Origin of the sequence: Stenotrophomonas sp. (assembly GCF_050737575.1) — a bacterium.
GTDB lineage: Bacteria > Pseudomonadota > Gammaproteobacteria > Xanthomonadales > Xanthomonadaceae > Stenotrophomonas.
This window is the reverse complement of sequence record NZ_JBOHXW010000006.1, coordinates 26,963-44,212: the sequence shown is the minus strand read 5'-3', so window position 1 is coordinate 44,212 and position 17,250 is coordinate 26,963. Positions and strand designations below refer to the sequence as shown.

15 protein-coding genes are annotated in these 17,250 nt (G+C 62.5%); 9 read left to right on the top strand and 6 right to left on the bottom strand.

Annotation, left to right across the window (positions count from 1 at the left end):
* Positions 1-35 precede the first annotated feature (35 nt).
* Together ACREP4_RS12490 and ACREP4_RS12485 are read right to left on the bottom strand one after the other, a co-directional pair.
* Positions 36-368, bottom strand: coding sequence for an EF-hand domain-containing protein (locus ACREP4_RS12490; RefSeq protein WP_431596518.1), 333 nt, complete (start codon positions 366-368; stop codon positions 36-38).
* On the bottom strand, positions 365-1,567 hold the full coding sequence (locus tag ACREP4_RS12485) for a DesA family fatty acid desaturase (RefSeq protein ID WP_431596517.1): 1,203 nt from the start codon (positions 1,565-1,567) through the stop codon (positions 365-367). The genes ACREP4_RS12490 and ACREP4_RS12485 overlap by 4 nt, the downstream gene beginning before the upstream one ends.
* A 138-nt stretch (positions 1,568-1,705) precedes the next feature.
* On the opposite strand from ACREP4_RS12485, the gene ACREP4_RS12480 reads away from it, so the two are divergent.
* From ACREP4_RS12480 to ACREP4_RS12470, 3 genes are all read left to right on the top strand, one after another.
* A complete protein-coding gene (locus tag ACREP4_RS12480) occupies positions 1,706-2,524 on the top strand; it encodes an ABC transporter ATP-binding protein (protein ID WP_431596516.1) in 819 nt (272 codons plus the stop codon).
* Between the two features lie 291 nt (positions 2,525-2,815).
* Positions 2,816-3,655 (top strand): acid phosphatase, encoded by an 840-nt coding sequence (locus ACREP4_RS12475; RefSeq protein WP_431596515.1) that lies wholly within the window; start codon positions 2,816-2,818, stop codon positions 3,653-3,655.
* Positions 3,656-3,930: 275 nt separating this feature from the next.
* Positions 3,931-5,058: a glycoside hydrolase family 18 protein gene (locus tag ACREP4_RS12470; protein WP_431596514.1), complete on the top strand. Its 1,128-nt coding sequence runs from the start codon at positions 3,931-3,933 to the stop codon at positions 5,056-5,058.
* A 133-nt stretch (positions 5,059-5,191) separates the two neighbouring features.
* On the opposite strand, the gene ACREP4_RS12465 is transcribed toward ACREP4_RS12470, so the two are convergent.
* On the bottom strand, positions 5,192-7,498 hold the full coding sequence (locus tag ACREP4_RS12465; protein WP_431596513.1) for a TonB-dependent receptor: 2,307 nt from the start codon (positions 7,496-7,498) through the stop codon (positions 5,192-5,194).
* Between the two features lie 172 nt (positions 7,499-7,670).
* On the opposite strand from ACREP4_RS12465, the gene ACREP4_RS12460 reads away from it, so the two are divergent.
* From ACREP4_RS12460 to ACREP4_RS12445, 4 genes are all read left to right on the top strand, one after another.
* Positions 7,671-8,684, top strand: a complete 1,014-nt coding sequence (locus ACREP4_RS12460) for a TIGR00266 family protein (protein ID WP_431596512.1) — start codon at positions 7,671-7,673, stop codon at positions 8,682-8,684.
* Between the two features lie 152 nt (positions 8,685-8,836).
* The gene (locus ACREP4_RS12455; protein WP_431596511.1) at positions 8,837-10,954 is read left to right on the top strand and encodes an AAA family ATPase; all 2,118 of its coding nucleotides are present in this window, start codon (positions 8,837-8,839) and stop codon (positions 10,952-10,954) included.
* Positions 10,955-11,019: 65 nt separating this feature from the next.
* Positions 11,020-11,982: a helix-turn-helix transcriptional regulator gene (locus ACREP4_RS12450; protein ID WP_431596510.1), complete on the top strand. Its 963-nt coding sequence runs from the start codon at positions 11,020-11,022 to the stop codon at positions 11,980-11,982.
* A gap of 99 nt (positions 11,983-12,081) precedes the next feature.
* Positions 12,082-12,579, top strand: coding sequence for a hypothetical protein (locus tag ACREP4_RS12445; RefSeq protein WP_431596509.1), 498 nt, complete (start codon positions 12,082-12,084; stop codon positions 12,577-12,579).
* An 88-nt stretch (positions 12,580-12,667) separates the two neighbouring features.
* Here ACREP4_RS12445 and ACREP4_RS12440 read toward each other — a convergent pair whose 3' ends face one another.
* Positions 12,668-13,264 carry a hypothetical protein gene (locus ACREP4_RS12440; protein ID WP_431596508.1) on the bottom strand — a complete coding sequence of 199 codons (597 nt, stop codon included), beginning with the start codon at positions 13,262-13,264 and terminating at the stop codon, positions 12,668-12,670.
* Positions 13,261-14,187 (bottom strand): ADP-ribosylglycohydrolase family protein, encoded by a 927-nt coding sequence (locus tag ACREP4_RS12435; protein ID WP_431596507.1) that lies wholly within the window; start codon positions 14,185-14,187, stop codon positions 13,261-13,263. Before ACREP4_RS12435 ends, ACREP4_RS12440 begins: the two co-directional genes overlap by 4 nt.
* A 191-nt stretch (positions 14,188-14,378) precedes the next feature.
* Between ACREP4_RS12435 and ACREP4_RS12430 the strand changes: the two genes are divergently transcribed.
* Positions 14,379-15,413: a patatin-like phospholipase family protein gene (locus ACREP4_RS12430; RefSeq protein ID WP_431596506.1), complete on the top strand. Its 1,035-nt coding sequence runs from the start codon at positions 14,379-14,381 to the stop codon at positions 15,411-15,413.
* Positions 15,414-15,643: 230 nt separating this feature from the next.
* Here ACREP4_RS12430 and ACREP4_RS12425 read toward each other — a convergent pair whose 3' ends face one another.
* Entirely contained in the window at positions 15,644-16,126 is a 483-nt protein-coding gene (locus tag ACREP4_RS12425) for an Lrp/AsnC family transcriptional regulator (RefSeq protein WP_431596505.1), read from the bottom strand.
* 132 nt (positions 16,127-16,258) lie between these two features.
* On the opposite strand from ACREP4_RS12425, the gene phhA reads away from it, so the two are divergent.
* On the top strand, positions 16,259-17,149 hold the full coding sequence (gene phhA, locus ACREP4_RS12420) for a phenylalanine 4-monooxygenase (protein ID WP_431596504.1): 891 nt from the start codon (positions 16,259-16,261) through the stop codon (positions 17,147-17,149).
* Positions 17,150-17,250: the final 101 nt, after the last annotated feature.

Sequence of the window (17,250 nt, the reverse complement as noted above, 5' to 3'; positions counted from 1 at the left end):
CGTCGCGGCCAAGGCCGCTCCTACGCGCATTCTGATCAACGCGGCGGCGCCATCAACTCGCGGGCGCTCAGGTAACCATCGCCATTGGCATCTTGCCGGGCGAAGCGCGCCAGGATCACCTGCCGCTGCTCCTCGCGGGTGATCGGTTTGCCGCGCCCGCCGGGTTGTTCGTCCGCTTCGAGCACGCCATTGCCGTTGCGGTCCATGCGGTCGAAGGCGTACAGCATCCACTGCAGGTATTCCTCCGGGCTCACCCGGCCATCGCCGTCGGTATCCATGCGCTGCAGGTATTGGTTGGTGTCCTGCACCTGCGCCATCGCCGGCAGCGACAAGACCAGCACGCACACACCCAAGATGACCGCCCTCATGTCGCGCTGAGCGAGTAGCCCTTCAGGCGCGCCGCGTAAGCCTGCAACGCGGCACTGCCGCTGGCCTCCGCGTCCTGGCACCACTGTTGCAGCTGGCGCAGGCGCTCGGCGGCGTCATGGCTGCGCGCTTCCAGCAACGCCGACAACCGCGCGCGGTGTTCTACCAACTGCTGGATGCGCGGGCGCTGCTGCACCCATTGGTTCAACTGGTCACGACAGGCCGGCTTGAGCCAACGTCCGTCATTGACCAAGCCCTTGCGCATGCGGCGCGGCAACAGCTTGCGCAGCTTGGCGCCGGCCGCGGCGGCTTCTTCCTTCAGTGCCGGTGCGAACACATTGCGCTGGTAGTCGGTCATCGCCTGGAAGCGATGTGACAACAGCGCCTTCAGCGTGTCGGCGTCGGGCACCGCGATATTCGGGCGAACGTCCATGCTCGGTGCGACGCGCAGCACCTTGGCCAGCCGCATCGCCTGCAACAGACGGATGACCTGCCAACCAATATCGAATTCCCAACGCCGCATCGAGAAACGTGCCGAGCTGGGGAAAGCATGATGGTTGTTGTGCAGCTCTTCGCCGCCAATCCAGAACGCCCACGGCGTCAGGTTGGTCGAGGTGTCCGCCGATTCAAAATTGCGATAGCCCCACCAGTGACCGAGGCCGTTGACCACACCGGCGGCCCAGAACGGAATCCACGCCATCTGGATCGCCCACAAGGCGATACCCGGCAAACCGAACAGCACCGTGTTGATCACGAACAAGGCCACCGGGCCAAGGTTGGCATGCGGCGTGTACACATGACGCTCGATCCAGTCTTCCGGTGCACCGCGCCCGTACTGTTCGATGTCGGCACGCTGCGTGCGCGCTTCGCGGTACAGCTCCACGCCGCGCCAGAACACCTGGCCGATGCCCTTGGTGACCGGGCTGTGCGGATCCTCTTCGGTCTCCACCTTGGCGTGGTGCTTGCGGTGGATGGCGACCCATTCGCGGGTGATCATCGAGGTGGTCAGCCACACCCAGAAGCGGAAGAAATGCGAGATCAACGGGTGGAAATCCACGCCGCGATGCGCCTGGCTGCGGTGCAGGTACAAGGTCACCGCAAAGATGGTGAGCTGGGTGAACACCAACATCACCGCCAGCATGCCCCACCAGCCCAGGCCGGCGATGCCACCAGTGAGAAACGTGAGCAGCGCATCGGACATTGCAGAACTCCAGCCAGGTCGGTGGCAGATGAAACCAGTGCTACACATGATGGGGCCTGTCGCTGCAAACTTCATCCGCCTGCGGTTCGTCCGTTGGTCGAATCCTCAGCTGCCTTTCACATCAAAACCCACACCTGAATGACCATTGCCCCGGCCGCCATCGCGGCACCCCTGATCGAGCTGGACCATGCCTGCGTCGTCCGTGGCCAGGTGCGCGTTCTGCATGAACTCAAGCTGCGCATCGAACAGGGCCAGCACACCGCCATCCTCGGCCCGAACGGCTGCGGCAAGTCCTCATTCATCAAGCTGATCACGCGCGAGTTGTATCCACTCGCGCGTGTGGTGGGCCCGCCGCCGGTGCAGGTGCTGGGGCAGACGCGTTGGCAGGTGGACCGGCTGCGCTCGCAGTTGGGCATCATCACCGGCGATCTCTCCAGCAATTTGTCCGACATGCCCGGACTGAGCGTGGAAGAGGCGGTGATTTCCGGCTTCTTCGCCAGTTATGTGGTGCCGGCACACCGCGATGTCAGCGACGCCATGCGTCAACGCGCCCGCGACGCACTGGGCCTGGCACGCGCGTTGCCGCTGCTGGGCCGCAGCTACGCCGAGTTGTCGGCTGGCGAAACCCGGCGCGTGTTGATCGCCCGCGCCTTGGTCAACCAACCCAAGGCGTTGCTGCTGGACGAACCATCGACCGGGCTGGATCTGATTTCACGCCAGCACCTGATCGACACCATGCAGCACCTGGCCCAGCAGGGCATCACGCTGGTGCTGGTCACCCACCACATCGAAGAAGTGATCCCGGAAATCAGCCGCGTCGTGCTGATGAAGGGCGGCCGCATTTTTGCCGACGGAAAGCGTGAGGACTTGCTGCGCTCCGAGCCGCTGTCGGAGGTGTTTGGCGGGCCAATTGAAGTGCGTGAGGAAGATGGCCGGTTGAGCGCCCGGGTGGTTTGAGGGCCGGGAATGGGGCGTCGGGAATAGGGATTGGGTAGAGGCAAGGGCGAAAGCGAAAGCCAGAGCCTCCCCCGCCCTCCCCTTCACCTTCGGTGAAAGGGAGGGGTAAACGGCAGCAGCAAATGCAAAGACTGCAGACACACCCTCTCACTTGGGCGCTGCGCGGGAACGACCGGCGGCTTTTGCTTTTGCTCTGGCTTTTGCTCCAAACCCATCCCCAATCCCGATTCCCCACTCCCCGCTTCGCAGTGCGATGATGCCGGTCCGTTTCACCACCCCGTCGTCGCTCCAATGTCCCTTTTCGTTTCCCCGCTGCGCATCGGCGCCGCGCTCGTGCTGGCCACTGCGCTGGCCGCCTGCTCCAGCACTCCATCCGCACCCACTGCATCCGGCAAAGACACCGCCCCGCGCGCGATCGGCTACCTGCACGGTGATGCCATCCCCGACAGCCTGGCGCTCAGCCCCGCGCCGCCGGCCCCCGGCACGGCGTGGGCGCAGTTGGACGAAGCCGTCGCCCGCCAAGCCGTGGCCATGCGCGGCAGCGCGCGTTTCCAGCAGGCGCATACCGATGCTGACCTGAGTTTCCCGGCCGGCGCCGACCAGTTCAGCTGTGCGTTGGGTGTGCCGGTCACCGCCGAACAGACGCCGACCTTGTACCGCCTGCTTGAACGCAGCCGCATCGACGCCAGCGCTGCCACCAAGGCCGCCAAGAATCACTACAAGCGCCCACGTCCGTTCACCGTCAACAACGAACCGACCTGCACGCCGGACGACGAAGCCAACCTGCGCAGCAACGGCTCGTACCCGTCCGGCCACACGGCCATCGGCTGGGCCTGGGCATTGATCCTGGCCGAGATCGCGCCGGACCACGCCACCGCGCTGTTGGAACGCGGCCGCAACTACGGCCACAGCCGCCTGGTCTGCAACGTGCATTGGTACAGCGACGTGCAGCAGGGCCAGTTCATGGGCGCCGCCGCCGTGGCGCGCCTGCATGACAACCCCGAGTTCAATGCCGACCTGGCCAAAGCCCGTCGCGAACTCGACCACGCGCGCACGCTGAAACTGCCGATGCCGCGCGACTGCGCCGCCGAGACGGCTGCGCTGACGTCGGATATTCCCGAGGCGCGGTAACGCCACGGCAACGTGCGGCGTTCGACGCGGGATGAACCTGTCGCGTCGAACGTTGCACCGGTAGTGCCGCGCCGTAGGCTGGGATGCAGCAACGCGTAATCCCGGCGCCTCGTTGCACTCGAATCGAATCGCTGGGATGTCATCCCAGCCTGCGGGTTGCACGCTTTCGGTTTGCGCGCCCGACGCTCGACGCAATGGTTTCCAACGTCACCGCCATGCGCTGGATTGCATCCGGCCGGTTACAGTCCGGACTCTTCTGTATTTGGGGGGTTCCCATGGCTGTATTCCACCGACGTTGCAACCTGCGCACGCTGCTGGCCGCCGCGCTGCTTTCCTTGAGCGCCGCCACTGCGCAAGCGCAATCACCGCGCGTGATCGGCTATGTGATGGACGGCCCGGCACCGCTGCAGTTGTCAGCCAACAAGTTGGATGTGGTGAATTTCGCCTTCGCCGTGGTGCGGCCAGACGGCAGCGTCTACCTGCCGGACTACGTCGCGCCGGCGCGGCTGCATGCGGTGGTCGCCAAACGTGCGGACAACCCGTCGCTGCAGATCGTGTTGTCGATCGGCGGTTGGGCCGCCGGCAACTTCTCCGAGGCCGCCGCCACCGATGCCGCACGCACGCGCTTCATCGACAGCAGCATCGCGCTGATGCACCAGTTCAAACTGGACGGCCTGGATATCGACTGGGAATACCCCACGCTCGGTGATGCCGGCATCAGTCACAGCCCGGATGACCGCCACAACTTCACCGTGCTGCTGGAACAACTGCGCGCGCGGCTGGATACCGAAGGCGCCGGCAAGCGCCATTACCTGTTGACCATCGCTGCCGCCGAAGGCCGCGCCGCCGAAGGTCTGGAGCTGCCGCGCATCGCGCAGTCGCTGGACTGGATCAACCTGATGACCTACGACTTCTACGGCAGCCTGACCAAGACCACCGGCCATCATTCCGCGCTGTCGCGTTCGCCGTTGGCATCGGCCGATGGGCGCAACACCGAAGCGGCGGTGAAGTACTTCCTCGATGCCGGCGTGCCGGCCAACAAGATCAATGTCGGTGTGCCGTTCTACGGCCGCACGTTTGGTGATGTCGGCACCGACAACCACGGCCGCTTCCAGAAATTCAGCAGCGAAGGCGGCTTCATTTCCTGGCGCGACATCGTCCACACCCGCCTCAACAATCCGGAGTGGGAGCAGCATTGGGACGAAGAAGCGCAGGTGCCGTGGCTGTGGAATCCGAAGGAACGCCGCATGGTCAGCTACGACGATCCGCGCTCACTGGCGATCAAGGCCGCGTATGTGAAACAGCACGGACTGGGCGGCATCATGTATTGGGAGCAGCGGCAGGACGACAACGAGCAGTTGTTGGATGTGCTGCACAAAGCACTGCATGACGCGGCGCGTTGATCCGGTCGTGCCGAGCCATGCCCGGCAGGCGCTTCACCGGTAATGCCCCATTGCCGAGCATGGCTCGGCACTACAGAAAAGCAGAAGGCGCGGATTGCTCCGCGCCTTCTGTGTTCAACCTACAAACCTGCGCTTAGAAACGCGCCTTGAACTCCACGCCCCACAAACGCGGTTCGTTGATGAAGCCGGTGAGGTTGTTGAAGTCGATGCCGCCGGTGGCGCGGATCTGGTTGGTGATGTTGCGGCCGTACAGTGCCACGTCGTAATCACCGTCGTTCCACTGGTAACCCACGCGCAGGCCGCCTTCCAGCAACGACTTGCCGGTGAACTCCTTCGACTCGTACAGGAAGAAATTCACTTCGCTGCGGTACACCCAGTCGGTGAACACGTAGAACTGTGCACCATCGGCCAGCGGCAGCGACCAGCGCGCGGTCATGTTGTGGGTCCACTCCGGCGCCTGCGGCAACGCGTTGCCATTGATCAGCACCTTGCCGTTGCCATCCAGCGGATTGGTCACGGTGCAGGACATGCAACCGGCCACGCTCAGATCGGCATCCTTGATCTCGGTGTGGTTGTAGCCGCTGCCCAGGGTCACCAACAGGTTGTCGGTGAGGTAGGCCTGCAGGTCCAGCTCGACGCCCTTGCCCACGCTCTTGTCGGCGTTGAGCAGGATGTTGGCGTTGCCGGTGGAGCCGCCCACGGCGGTCAACTGCTGGTCCTTGACCCGGTAGTGGTAAACGCTGGCATTCAAACGCGCGCGGTTGTCCCAGAAGTCGGCTTTGACGCCCACTTCAAACGACAACACAGTTTCCGGATCGGCCACGGTCTTTTCGTTGAAGGCGCCAGCCGACTGGATCGAGCTGCCACGGAAGCCGGTGGCGACGCGGCCGTACACGTTGACGTCGTCATTGACCGCGTACGTGGCCGAGGCGTCCCAGTTGAATTTCTTGTCCTTGGTCGCGGCCGACAGATACGGATCGACAGCATCGCCTGCAGCAAACGCGGCCTGCTGTGCGGCGAGCAGACCGGCCAGATCGCACTTGCCCGCCAGCACGCACGGCGCAAAACCGGTGTTCCAATAATCCTTCACCGTCAGGTCTTTCTTGTCGACGGTGTAGCGCACGCCTGCACGCAGCTCCAGCTTGTCGGTGGCCTGGAAGCTCGCGCCGCCGAACACCGCCCACGCATCGTTGGTCTGGTTGATGCGCTGGAAGCCGTCCTGCTTGCTGCCGTTGGTGGTGTCGTAGCTGACACTGTCAACGTCATAGTCTTCCTTGAAATAGAACAGGCCGGCCTGCCAGTTCAGCGGACCGTCGCTGAGCGATTCCAGACGCAATTCCTGCGTCCACTGCGAGTGCTTGGGAATGCCGTCGGCGGTTTCCGAGGCGAACGGAACCTCGGCGGTGAAGTACGGGCCGGAGGTGCCGTCGATATCGCCGACGCTGAAGGTATCCACGGTCTCGTAGCCGGTGATCGAGGACAGCTTGTAGTTGCCGAAATCCCAGCTCAGGCGCGCGTTGGCACCGCTGCTGTCCAGCTCCGAATGATTCAGGCCGTCGATGGACACCTTGTTCTCGTCGAAGCCGGGCACAAAGTCATTGCTGCCCTTGCGGAAGATGTTGCCGCGGAACAGACGCGCGGTGCCGTTGAGATGACGCTTGTGCGCACCCAGCAACGCCTCGAAGTTGTCGCCTTCGTAGAGGAACTGCACGCGCACGGCCGATTCGTCATAGCCTTCCAGGCCATCATTCGGGCCGGTGCCGGTGTTCTTCACCCAGTCGTCGCGGCGCTGGTACAAGGCCGACACGCGTGCCGACCAGCGGGCGCTCAACGCGCCGCCAACGGCCGCTTCCACATTCCACAGGTTGTCGCTGCCGTAGCCGACCTTGGCGTAGCCATCGAACTCCTGAGTCGGGCGCACCGAATCAAACTTCACCACGCCAGCCGGCGTGTTGCGGCCGAACAGCGAGCCCTGCGGACCGCGCAGCACTTCCACCTGGTCCACGTCGAAGATCGGGAAGCCCTTCAGGATCGGGTTCTCCTGCACGATGTCGTCGTACACCAGCGACACCGGCTGGGAGGTGTTCAAGCGGAAATCGGTGTTGCCGTAGCCACGGATGTAGAAGCGCGGGAAGGCGCGGCCAAACGAGGATTCGATGTTCAGGCTGGGCACGCGGCCGGACAGGTAACGCACGTCGGTGCCGCCGGAGGCGAGTGCGTCGAGCTTCTCGCCGCTGACGGTGCTGATCGAGACCGGCACGTCCTGGATGTTTTCCACCTTGCGTGCGGCCGTGACCTTCACGGCATCCAGGGTGGCGGCTTCCTTCTGTGCGGTGGTCGCGTCCTGGGCCGTGGCAGCCAAGGGGAGCAGTGCGGCAATTGCGACAAACAGCGGATGCGCCACCGGGGAACGGCGACGAAGGGGACGGGTCAGGGGCATGGCGGAGGGAGCCTGTGTGGGAGGAATGGGGACTGCGCCTAGCACGAAATTTTTACAGTCCGTCCGACACACCGCAAATGGTCGGCCATTCAGCCGCATGACCGCAGTCAGGCGCGTGAAGCCCGCGGTATGCATAGACTTGGCGTTCCTTTCCCGTTGCAGGCAACGCGCCATGACCCAGTGGTATTTCCATGTCCCCGGCAACGCCGACCGCGTTGGCCCCCTCGACGAAGCCGCCGCCCGCCAATTCGCCCAGGCCAACGGCCAGGCGATGGCCTGGCGCGACGGCATGCAGGGTTGGCTGGCCGTGGCGCAGGTGCCCGAATTCGGTGGCCAGAACGCACCGCCGCCGATGCCGCCGCCGATGGGCAGCAACCGCAACCGCGCCGATGACATCGACTTCAAGATCATCGGCCACGAGATGCAGTTCGTCGAAATTGAACTGGACCCGGGCGAGAGCGCCATCGCCGAAGCCGGCGCATTGATGTTCAAGGATTCATCGGTGCAGATGGAGACCGTGTTTGGCGATGGCTCGCACAGCGGTCAGGGCGGCGGCTTCATGGACAAGCTGATGTCGGCCGGCAAGCGCGTGATCACCGGCGAAAGCCTGTTTGCCACCGTCTACACGCACACCGGCAACGGCAAGGCCAAGGTCGCCTTCGCCGCACCGTACCCGGGCACGGTGCTGGCGATGAAACTGGACCAGCACGGCGGCAAGTTGATCTGCCAGAAGGACAGCTTCCTGGCCGGCGCGCGCGGCGTGCAGATCGGCGTGCAGTTCCAGCGCAAGGTGATGACCGGCCTGTTCGGCGGCGAGGGTTTCATCATGCAGAAGCTCGAAGGCGACGGCTGGGTGTTCGTGCATGCCGGCGGTTGCGTGGTCGAACGCGAACTGGCCGCCGGCGAGCGCATCGACGTGGACACCGGCTGCGTGGTCGCTTATCACGCCGGCGTGGACATGGACGTGCGTCGCGTCGCCGGCCTGAAGAGCATGTTCTTCGGCGGCGAAGGCGTGTTCCTGGCCACCCTCACCGGCCCCGGCAAGGTCTGGCTGCAGTCGCTGCCGTTCTCGCGCCTGGCCGGCCGCATGTTCGCTGCCGCACCGCAGGGCGGTGGGCAAAGCCGCGGCGAAGGCTCGGTGCTGGGCGGGCTGGGCAGGTTGCTGGATGGGGACAACAAGTTCTGAGCCGGCCGTTGAAATAACCCCGTCCCTGTAGAAGGGGCTTCCGCCTCGATTGCCTGTTCCAACAACACTGCATCGCGGCGGAACTCTCCTTCGTAGCGAATCCATACCCTCCTGCGACACATCTTGTCGTTCGCGCACGGAACATCCGGATCATGACCACGATCCCGGACTTTCTCTTGCGCAAACCACATCGCTCCCGTCGTGTACGGGTTCTCCTAGCGGGTGGGATCAATCCACGTGTGGGCTTGTGGATGCTGCGTATTCTGATGCACTTGAATGGGCAACAAGCCCTTATCCGTCGACATGACTTCAGCAACGATGAGCTTGCAGAAGCCGTGGGCTTGTCACACTGGATCGATGTCGAAAACGAAGACTTTTCGCGCAGACGCGTGCTGTCCGAGTTGCGCCAGCTCCATCTCACTGCTGAACAAAAACATGCTCGGGCCCGGTTGCCCACGGGCCTGCGCGGCAATATCGAACGCCTATCAAGACTGACCGCCCTGAACGATATTGAATGCAGGATTCTGGAGTTCGCTACCTGCCTTCATGCCGAGGGAATGCTGGCCGCCGCCGCCGAGACACTTGGAATCCTGCCGTCAGCCAAGGTACCCCGGGCGCTGGCTACGATTCTTGATCTGGACGAGGCAGATACACGGCATGCCCTACGGCAACAGGGCGCACTTTCACAATCGGGCCTTGTCACCCTCCACCACGGCTGCATGCAGACATTGACATTGAATGATCGGCTGGACCTGCTCTCAGCCGGTTTCGCTGACGCCATGCTCACGCCCCGGTCCAACCCGCTGAACCTGCTGCGTGGCGTTGTCGCCAAGGCGGGCAAAGGACATTTGAAGCTGTCCGATTACGCACACGTCCAGTCATCGCTGGATATCGCCCTACCCTACCTGCGCCAGACGCTGGCTGTCGGCAACAGCGGCGTCAATCTACTCATCCACGGCGTGCCCGGCACCGGCAAGAGCCAACTGGCACGGACACTGGCCAAAGCCTTGTCCACGGATCTGTTTGAGGTCACCCATGAGGACGGCGACGGCAACCCTATTGACGGCAAAGAACGCCTGAAATCCTTCCGCGCCGCCCAGTGCTTCCTCGCCAAGCGCCAGGTGCTGATGGTGTTCGATGAAATCGAGGATGTCTTCATTGCACATGACACCAGCAACGCAGCACCGCTGCGCAAAGCCTGGATAAACCACATGCTGGAAACAAACCCGGTACCCACGTTGTGGCTGTCCAACAACATTGCCTGCATGGACCCCGCCTTCATTCGCCGCTTCGACATGGTGTTTGAACTGCCGGTTCCACCACGGCGACAGCGCGCGAAGATCCTGCGTTCACACTGCAAAGGCCTGCTCGACAGCGAAAAGATCGCCCGCTTCGCCGAACTGGATCAGCTGGCACCGGCCGTCGTCACCCGCGCCAGCCAGGTAATGCGTGCCATCGGCGATGAAATCGGCAAGGAAAATACCGCCGACGCGATGCAGCAGCTGATCAACAACACGTTGCAGGCGCAGCGTCTGCCAACACTGTCACCCCGTCCGGCAGACCGTGCACCTGGGCTCTATGACCCGGCCTTCATCCATGCCGACACCAATCTGGTCGAAGTAGCCACAGGGCTGCGCGTATCGCGCAGCGGCCGGCTATGCCTGTATGGTCCATCGGGCACCGGCAAGACCGCCTATGGCCGCTGGCTGGCCCAGCAGCTGGACATGCCCCTTCTGGTCAAACGCGCCTCTGACCTGATGTCACCGTATGTGGGAGAGAGCGAGCAGAACATCGCCGCTGCTTTCCGCCAGGCAGAGCAGCGGGGCGCACTGCTTCTGATCGACGAGGTGGACAGTTTTCTGCAGGATCGCCGCAACGCCCAGCGCGGCTGGGAGGTCAGCACGGTCAACGAGATGCTGACCCGGATGGAAGGCTTCCCTGGAGTATTCATCGCATCCACCAACCTGATGGATGGCCTGGACCCGGCGGCATTGCGTCGCTTTGACCTCAAAGTGAAGTTCGGCTTCCTGCGCCAGAACCAGGCTTGGGAGCTGCTGTGCCGGTACTGCTCGCAACTCGACCTGGGGACACCGTCATCATCGCTGCTGCCGAGCATGAAGAAGCTCGATCATCTGACCCCGGGGGACTATGCCGCCGTCGCCCGCCAGCATGGTTTCCGCCCCATAACCACACCGGCCCTGCTGGTATCGGCACTGCAGGCAGAATGCGCAATCAAGGAACACATCAGTAGGCCGATAGGCTTCCTGTAGGTAGGCGCATCGCCCGGTCTATCCGGGCAGTGCAAAGGATTGCTCGGCACGAGTGGACAGCAACAATGGCAAAGCGCCCCAACACCCATGAAACCCTGATTCTGGCCATCGAACTGCTCCGCCGTATCCCGCGCAGCCGCAAGGTCACTGCCCGCGAACTGCACCAGCAATTGGACCAAGCCGGTATTCAACGCGATCTGCGCACCATCCAACGACAGCTCGAATTGCTCAGCGCCCACTTCGACATCGAGCGTGATGACCGCGAAAAGCCCTATGGCTACCGGTGGATGGAACATTCCAACGCGTTGGTGGTACCCAACCTGAGCGCCCAGGAATCATTGTTGCTCCAACTGGCCGAAGAGCATCTTCGACATCTGTTGCCCGCGCGACTGATGAAGTCCATGGACGGCTTCTTCACCCAGGCCCGCCGCAACCTCGGCCCCGAAAGCAGTGCCAGACTGGAGCGTGAATGGCCCGCCAAGGTACGCGTGGTTGCCACCAGCCAGCCCCTGCTGCCACCGAAGATCGTGCCCGGGGTACTGGAAGCAGTCAGTGATGCTCTGTACCGCAATCACTGGCTGCATCTGGATTACCGGAATTCGCAAAGCAAGCGCAGCCAAGCCGATGTCATGCCACTGGGCCTGGCCCAGCAGGGACCACGTCTATATCTGGTCTGCCGCTTCCGTGACTACGACGACAACCGCAACCTCGCACTGCATCGCATTCTTTCAGCCAGCGTCACCACACTGTCGTTCGAGCGTCCGCTGGATTTCGATCTCAAACATTACGACGAAGATGGTCATTTCGGCTTTGGCAAGGGCGAGCGCATCCAGCTCAGCTTCCGGATCACCCGAAACTCCGGACAACAACTGTTGGAAACCCCGCTATCACCGGACCAGAAAGTCGTGGAACTGGAAAACGGCTGGCTGCAGGTCAACGCGACCGTTGTGGACAGCATGTTGCTGCGACGGTGGCTGAGAGGATTTGGGGAGGCAGTTACGGACATCACGCACCAAACAGAGCATTGAAACGGGATGAGGTACTTTTTACATGAAAGACTAACCATGTGCCCCAGAATTGCCGACCACCAACCGTCAACTCAGAATCAAGAGAACAACTAAAAAGCCATGAGCGAAAATCGAGACCGAGCCATTGTCGACCTCCATGGAGCCGAATTTTCGGAAGCACATTGGGCTGGATTGGAGAGAGTATTCTCTGTTGTCCGGTCCCACTTCCCCCAATGCGATGTGTATATCGCGCAGCACCTCAGAGGCAACAAGAAAAGAATCCGAATTGGAAGATTCGGCAAGAAGCGAGGCCTTCCACTGTTTGGAATTAATATTGACAAGGACAGTAGCCAACCATATTTCCGCGTCCATATTGAAAGCAAGAAGAACAACAACTCCTTACCACCCGCTCTTGGGACCGCTCAGTTCACAATTTGCGAAGCGCTGGGTGTGAGTACGTGGAGTGACCTCATCGAAAAAAGGTTCTATCTCAATCAGATTGCAAGTGCCGCAGAAATCGACAGCTATGTTGCCCAGTTCAAGAAGATCCCAAAGCAGCTACTGGATCAAAGAACGGCTGGATCCGGGCGAATGCCAGCGGAATTGGAAACCGTTTGAGGGGTTGGATTTCGCAATCCTGTAATCCTTCTGCATCTTTGGATTCATTCAATTCCATCGGCTTGATTCAGTCATTTCGGTATCACCATCAACTGAAATCGATGGTGATACGACTCCCACCGGCCCTGGCGATGCGGACAAGCGCGTCGCCCGGGCGGTTTCGGGCCTTGACTACTATTGGTGCCCTTGTACTTTTGATGATGCGAACGATGGCATCCGTGCCCAGGCTTTCACCGACGACAACGGGGCCGCCGCCTGCGCGTGCGATTCGGACAATCGTATCGGCACCATGCCGGAGCAGGCCTCCACCGGCGGAAACACATGCGCACCAGGGTAGTTTTTCGGCAATTTCTGCTTCGTCGGGAAGTGAAGCAGGGCCTTCGGCTATACGCGCCGAGAGCATATGCACCAGTTGGATCATGCCGGCCTGGCGCTCCGAGCGTGGACCGAAAGCGGCAAGGTGCATCGAACCCAATTTGGTCTTGATCTGTGCCACGACAATCTGCGGTGCCGCTTCATGATCGGTTTCCCACTGCAGGGCCTCACACAAGGCGGCGATGATGGGAAACCAGCCATCACCACAGGTAATGCGCTGTTCCAGTGGCAGGATAGCCAGATCACTTCCACTGGCAGCGAAAATGCGCGGCCACGTGGTGAACAGATATCCGGTCAACACCTCTTTCATGAAATGGCTCCACGGCAGACGCGTCCTGCGTGCTGATGGATACGCCGTGCGAAGTCCGCGATCAGCTCCGTTTGATGCAGGCATTTCAACCATTGCCGGGGAATACCCTCCACGCCATACAGCGCACCGGCGATCTGCCCGCTGATCGCAGCAGTCGTGTCGGCGTCATCCCCGAGGTTGGCCGCCATCAAAATGGCCTGCTCGAAACTGGCCGTGTTGTGTACGCACCACAGCGCCGCCTCCAGCGATTGCACCGAATAGCCACTGCCGTATATCTGTTCACGGGACTTTCCCCGGTAACAGCCATCGGCCAGCTCCCGCACCTTCGGTTCAGTGAGAAAAGCGACGCTGCCGGCCAATAGATCTTCCTTCGACCTTGCCGCCAGCGCATTACAGATCACAACCGCCAGCAAGCGGCAACAATCCACGGCTTCTGCAGCGGTATGGGTGGTGAGCGAGCTTTGCGCGGCAAGATCCACCGCAGCAGCCACCTCCGGGTATTGCCACAGCACCACCGGCGCCAACCGCATCAGCGAACCGTTGCCGGCCATCATCGGATCGCCGGTGTCAGCCTGAACATTGCCGTTGCGTAAATGGAAGTACAGCGCACCGGCCACGGTGGTACCGATATCAAAGCACTCGCCCGTCGAACTCAGATGCCCATGCTTCCACCACTTCACATAGCGACGCAACTGGTCGAGTGGATCAAAACCATCACATTCCAGCAGGCTTTCAGCCACGCACAAAGCCATGGATGTGTCATCGGTCCACTGCCCCGGCAGCAGCTCAAACGGACCACCGCCTACCATGCCCTTCACCGGTTCAAAGCAGCCACGCGTGGAGAACTCCACCGCCGTACCTACCGCGTCACCACAGGCCAGGCCGAGTAGGCAGCCCAGATATCGTTGCTGCAGATCGATCACTTCTGTATTCCCTCGATATCAGTGGTCAAGACGTCAGCTTCCACAATCACTGCGACAAGAAGCGTCGTAACAGCACGGCCCTGACGCAGGAATCGCAACGGGCGCGGCTGTCGCTATCCCGCTATCCCGCTATCCCGCTATCCCAGCGATTGTCGCTATGCTGGCGCCCTTTCCAGAACCCCCTGTTCATCATGAAGCCGCGCAACGCCCGCCTGCTGCTGTCCCTGTCCTTGTTTGGCCTGCTGGCCGCCTGTGGTGGCGAGAACACCAAGCCTTCGCCGCCGCCGGCCACGCGCCCGGCCGTTGCCGCGAAGCCGGTGAAGATCGGCGTGGCGCTGGGCGGTGGTGCGGCCAAGGGCTTTGCCCATATCGGCGTGATCAAGATGCTGGAAGCCAACGGCTTCGAGCCGGTGGTGGTGTCCGGCACCAGCGCCGGCAGCGTGGTTGGTGCGCTGTATGCCAGCGGCATGAACGCCTTCGACATGCAGCAGAAGGCGGTTGCGCTGGATGAAGCCAGCATCCGCGACCTGCGCCTGTTCTCCGGTGGTTTGATCCAGGGCCAGAAGCTGCAGGATTACGTCAACACGCAGGTTGGCAACAAGCCGGCCGAGCAGTTGCGCAAGCCGTTTGCGGCCGTCGCCACACAGTTGGAAACCGGCGACCGCGCGGTGTTCGTGCGCGGCAATGTCGGCCAGGCGGTGCGTGCGTCCAGCTCGATCCCGGGCGTGTTTGAACCGGTCAGCATCGGCGGCAAAACCTATGTGGACGGCGGCGTGGTCAGCCCGGTGCCGGTGGACGCGGCCAGGCAGCTTGGCGCCGAGTTCGTCATCGCGGTGGATATCTCCAGCCGTGCCAGCGGCCAGCGCCCGAGCGGCCTGCTGGGCGCGGTGAACCAGTCCATCACCATCATGGGTCAGCGCCTTGGCGAGCAGGAACTGGGCCGCGCCGACGTGGTGATCCGCCCGGCGGTACTGGACATCGGCGCCGCCGATTTCGAGCAGCGTGGCCGCGCGATTCTGGAAGGCGAAAAGGCCGCGATGGCGGCGATGCCGCAGATCCGTGCCGGCGTCGCCCGCCTGCAGCAGGCGCAGGCCGCCGCCTTGCGCACCGCTGAAGCGCGTACCAGCGCCGCCCAGGCCGAAGCGCATCAGCGCTGCCAGGACAGCCGCAGCCGCCTTGAGAAGCTGCGTGGTGTGGAAAAGGATTGCAGCGCGCCGGCGCGTTGAATCACTGCCCGCGGGTAGGAGCGCCTTCAGGCGCGAAGCTGACCATAATTGTGGAGTCGAAAAGCCCGCCATCAGCGGGAAAAAATCGCACTCCATGTCGGGTTGGTGAGGGTGCTCGCTTCGCGGCCAAGGCCGGTGCTACCAGGCCCAGCCTCAACAGCAAAAGCGCCCTCACCCCAACCCCTCTCCCGCCTTGCGGGAGAGGGGCTTCAAAGCCACAAGCGCACCCCTTACCGCCCCAGCTGCGACAGCGGCAGCGCGCGGAACTCTTTCACCGTGCGCAGCACGAAGCTGGAATTGACGTCGGCCACGCCGGCCGCATCCAGCAGCTTGTCGAGCAGGAACGCCGAGAAGTGGTCCAGGTCGCGCACGTAGACGTGCAGCAGGTAGTCCATGTCGCCGGTCAGCGCGTGGCAGGCCACCACTTCATCCCATAGCTGCACGGCTTCGACGAAATGGTTGATGGCCGCCTGGCCGTGCTTGGACAACTGCACCCGCACGAACGCCTGCAGGCCCAAACCAATCGCGCGTGGCTCCAGGCGCGCGCCATAGCCAGCGATGACGCCTTCCGCCTCCAGCCGCTGCACCCGCCGCAGACAGGCCGATGGCGAGAGGTTCACCCGCGCTGCCAGTTCGGCATTGGTGGCGCGCCCATGCTGCTGGATATCGGCCAGAAGCCGCAGATCCGTGCGATCAAGCGTGACTGAAGCCATCTTTGTTGCTCCGCAACATTGAATTGACGCAACAATATTGCGCCACAAAGGGTTGAGCGTGCAATTTTGCAAACCTGTTGCGCGCGATGCTTCCTACCATGCGGTTATCTATTCCCTTCTGGAGCTGCCGTCATGGAAGCCAACCCGCGCCGCGTCGAACACCAACAGACCGACAAGGGTTACGTGCCGGTCTATACCACGGCCGTGGTGGAGCAGCCGTGGGACAGCTACAGCGCCGACGACCATGCCACCTGGAGCACGCTGTACCAGCGCCAGCGTGACCTGCTGGTCGGCCGCGCCTGCCAGGAGTTCCTGGATGCGCAGGACGAAATGGGCATGAGCGAGCACATGATTCCGCGCTTCGACCAGCTCAACGAAGTGCTGGGCGCGGCCACCGGCTGGACGCTGGTGGGCGTGGAAGGCCTGTTGCCGGAGCTCGACTTCTTCGACCACCTGGCCAACCGCCGCTTCCCGGTGACGTGGTGGATCCGCCGCCCGGACCAGATCGACTACATCGCCGAACCCGATCTGTTCCATGACCTGTTCGGCCATGTGCCGTTGCTGATGAACCCGGTGTTCGCCGACTACATGGCCGCTTACGGTCGCGGTGGCGTCAAGGCGCATGCGATCGGCCCGGACGCGCTGCAGAACCTCACCCGCCTGTACTGGTACACGGTGGAATTCGGCCTGATCAACACCGCCGATGGTCTGCGCATTTACGGCGCCGGCATTGTGTCGTCGAAAGGCGAATCGCTGTACTCGCTGGAATCGGCCGCGCCCAATCGGATTGGCTTTGATCTGGAGCGGATCATGCGCACCCGCTACCGCATCGACACCTTCCAGAAGACGTATTTCGTCATCGACGGCTTTGATCAGCTGATGGCCGCCACCGATCCGGACTTCACCCCGATCTACGCGCGCCTGGCCACACAGGAACACTTCCCGGCCGGTGACGTGCAGGACAGCGACAACGTGTTCCAGCGCGGCACGGGCGAAGGCTGGTCGGGCGAAGGCGACGTTTGAATCACCGCCGCGTGTTGCACACCATGAAGAAGCCGCCGAAAGGCGGCTTCTTTTTTTGTGCGCCGGAAACGTGCGGGAAGCATGCACCTGACACTGCCAGC

What these genes read in the sequence shown, in the direction of transcription:
- ACREP4_RS12475 (WP_431596515.1), top strand. Translation starts at nt 2,816, where the DNA reads ATGTCCCTTTTCGTTTCCCCGCTGCGCATCGGCGCCGCGCTCGTGCTG.
- ACREP4_RS12445 (WP_431596509.1), top strand. Translation starts at nt 12,082, where the DNA reads ATGAGCGAAAATCGAGACCGAGCCATTGTCGACCTCCATGGAGCCGAA.
- ACREP4_RS12470 (WP_431596514.1), top strand. Translation starts at nt 3,931, where the DNA reads ATGGCTGTATTCCACCGACGTTGCAACCTGCGCACGCTGCTGGCCGCC.
- ACREP4_RS12455 (WP_431596511.1), top strand. Translation starts at nt 8,837, where the DNA reads ATGACCACGATCCCGGACTTTCTCTTGCGCAAACCACATCGCTCCCGT.
- ACREP4_RS12430 (WP_431596506.1), top strand. Translation starts at nt 14,379, where the DNA reads ATGAAGCCGCGCAACGCCCGCCTGCTGCTGTCCCTGTCCTTGTTTGGC.
- ACREP4_RS12425 (WP_431596505.1), bottom strand. Translation starts at nt 16,126, where the DNA reads ATGGCTTCAGTCACGCTTGATCGCACGGATCTGCGGCTTCTGGCCGAT.
- phhA (WP_431596504.1), top strand. Translation starts at nt 16,259, where the DNA reads ATGGAAGCCAACCCGCGCCGCGTCGAACACCAACAGACCGACAAGGGT.
- ACREP4_RS12440 (WP_431596508.1), bottom strand. Translation starts at nt 13,264, where the DNA reads ATGAAAGAGGTGTTGACCGGATATCTGTTCACCACGTGGCCGCGCATT.
- ACREP4_RS12450 (WP_431596510.1), top strand. Translation starts at nt 11,020, where the DNA reads ATGGCAAAGCGCCCCAACACCCATGAAACCCTGATTCTGGCCATCGAA.
- ACREP4_RS12460 (WP_431596512.1), top strand. Translation starts at nt 7,671, where the DNA reads ATGACCCAGTGGTATTTCCATGTCCCCGGCAACGCCGACCGCGTTGGC.
- ACREP4_RS12480 (WP_431596516.1), top strand. Translation starts at nt 1,706, where the DNA reads ATGACCATTGCCCCGGCCGCCATCGCGGCACCCCTGATCGAGCTGGAC.
- ACREP4_RS12485 (WP_431596517.1), bottom strand. Translation starts at nt 1,567, where the DNA reads ATGTCCGATGCGCTGCTCACGTTTCTCACTGGTGGCATCGCCGGCCTG.
- ACREP4_RS12465 (WP_431596513.1), bottom strand. Translation starts at nt 7,498, where the DNA reads ATGCCCCTGACCCGTCCCCTTCGTCGCCGTTCCCCGGTGGCGCATCCG.
- ACREP4_RS12490 (WP_431596518.1), bottom strand. Translation starts at nt 368, where the DNA reads ATGAGGGCGGTCATCTTGGGTGTGTGCGTGCTGGTCTTGTCGCTGCCG.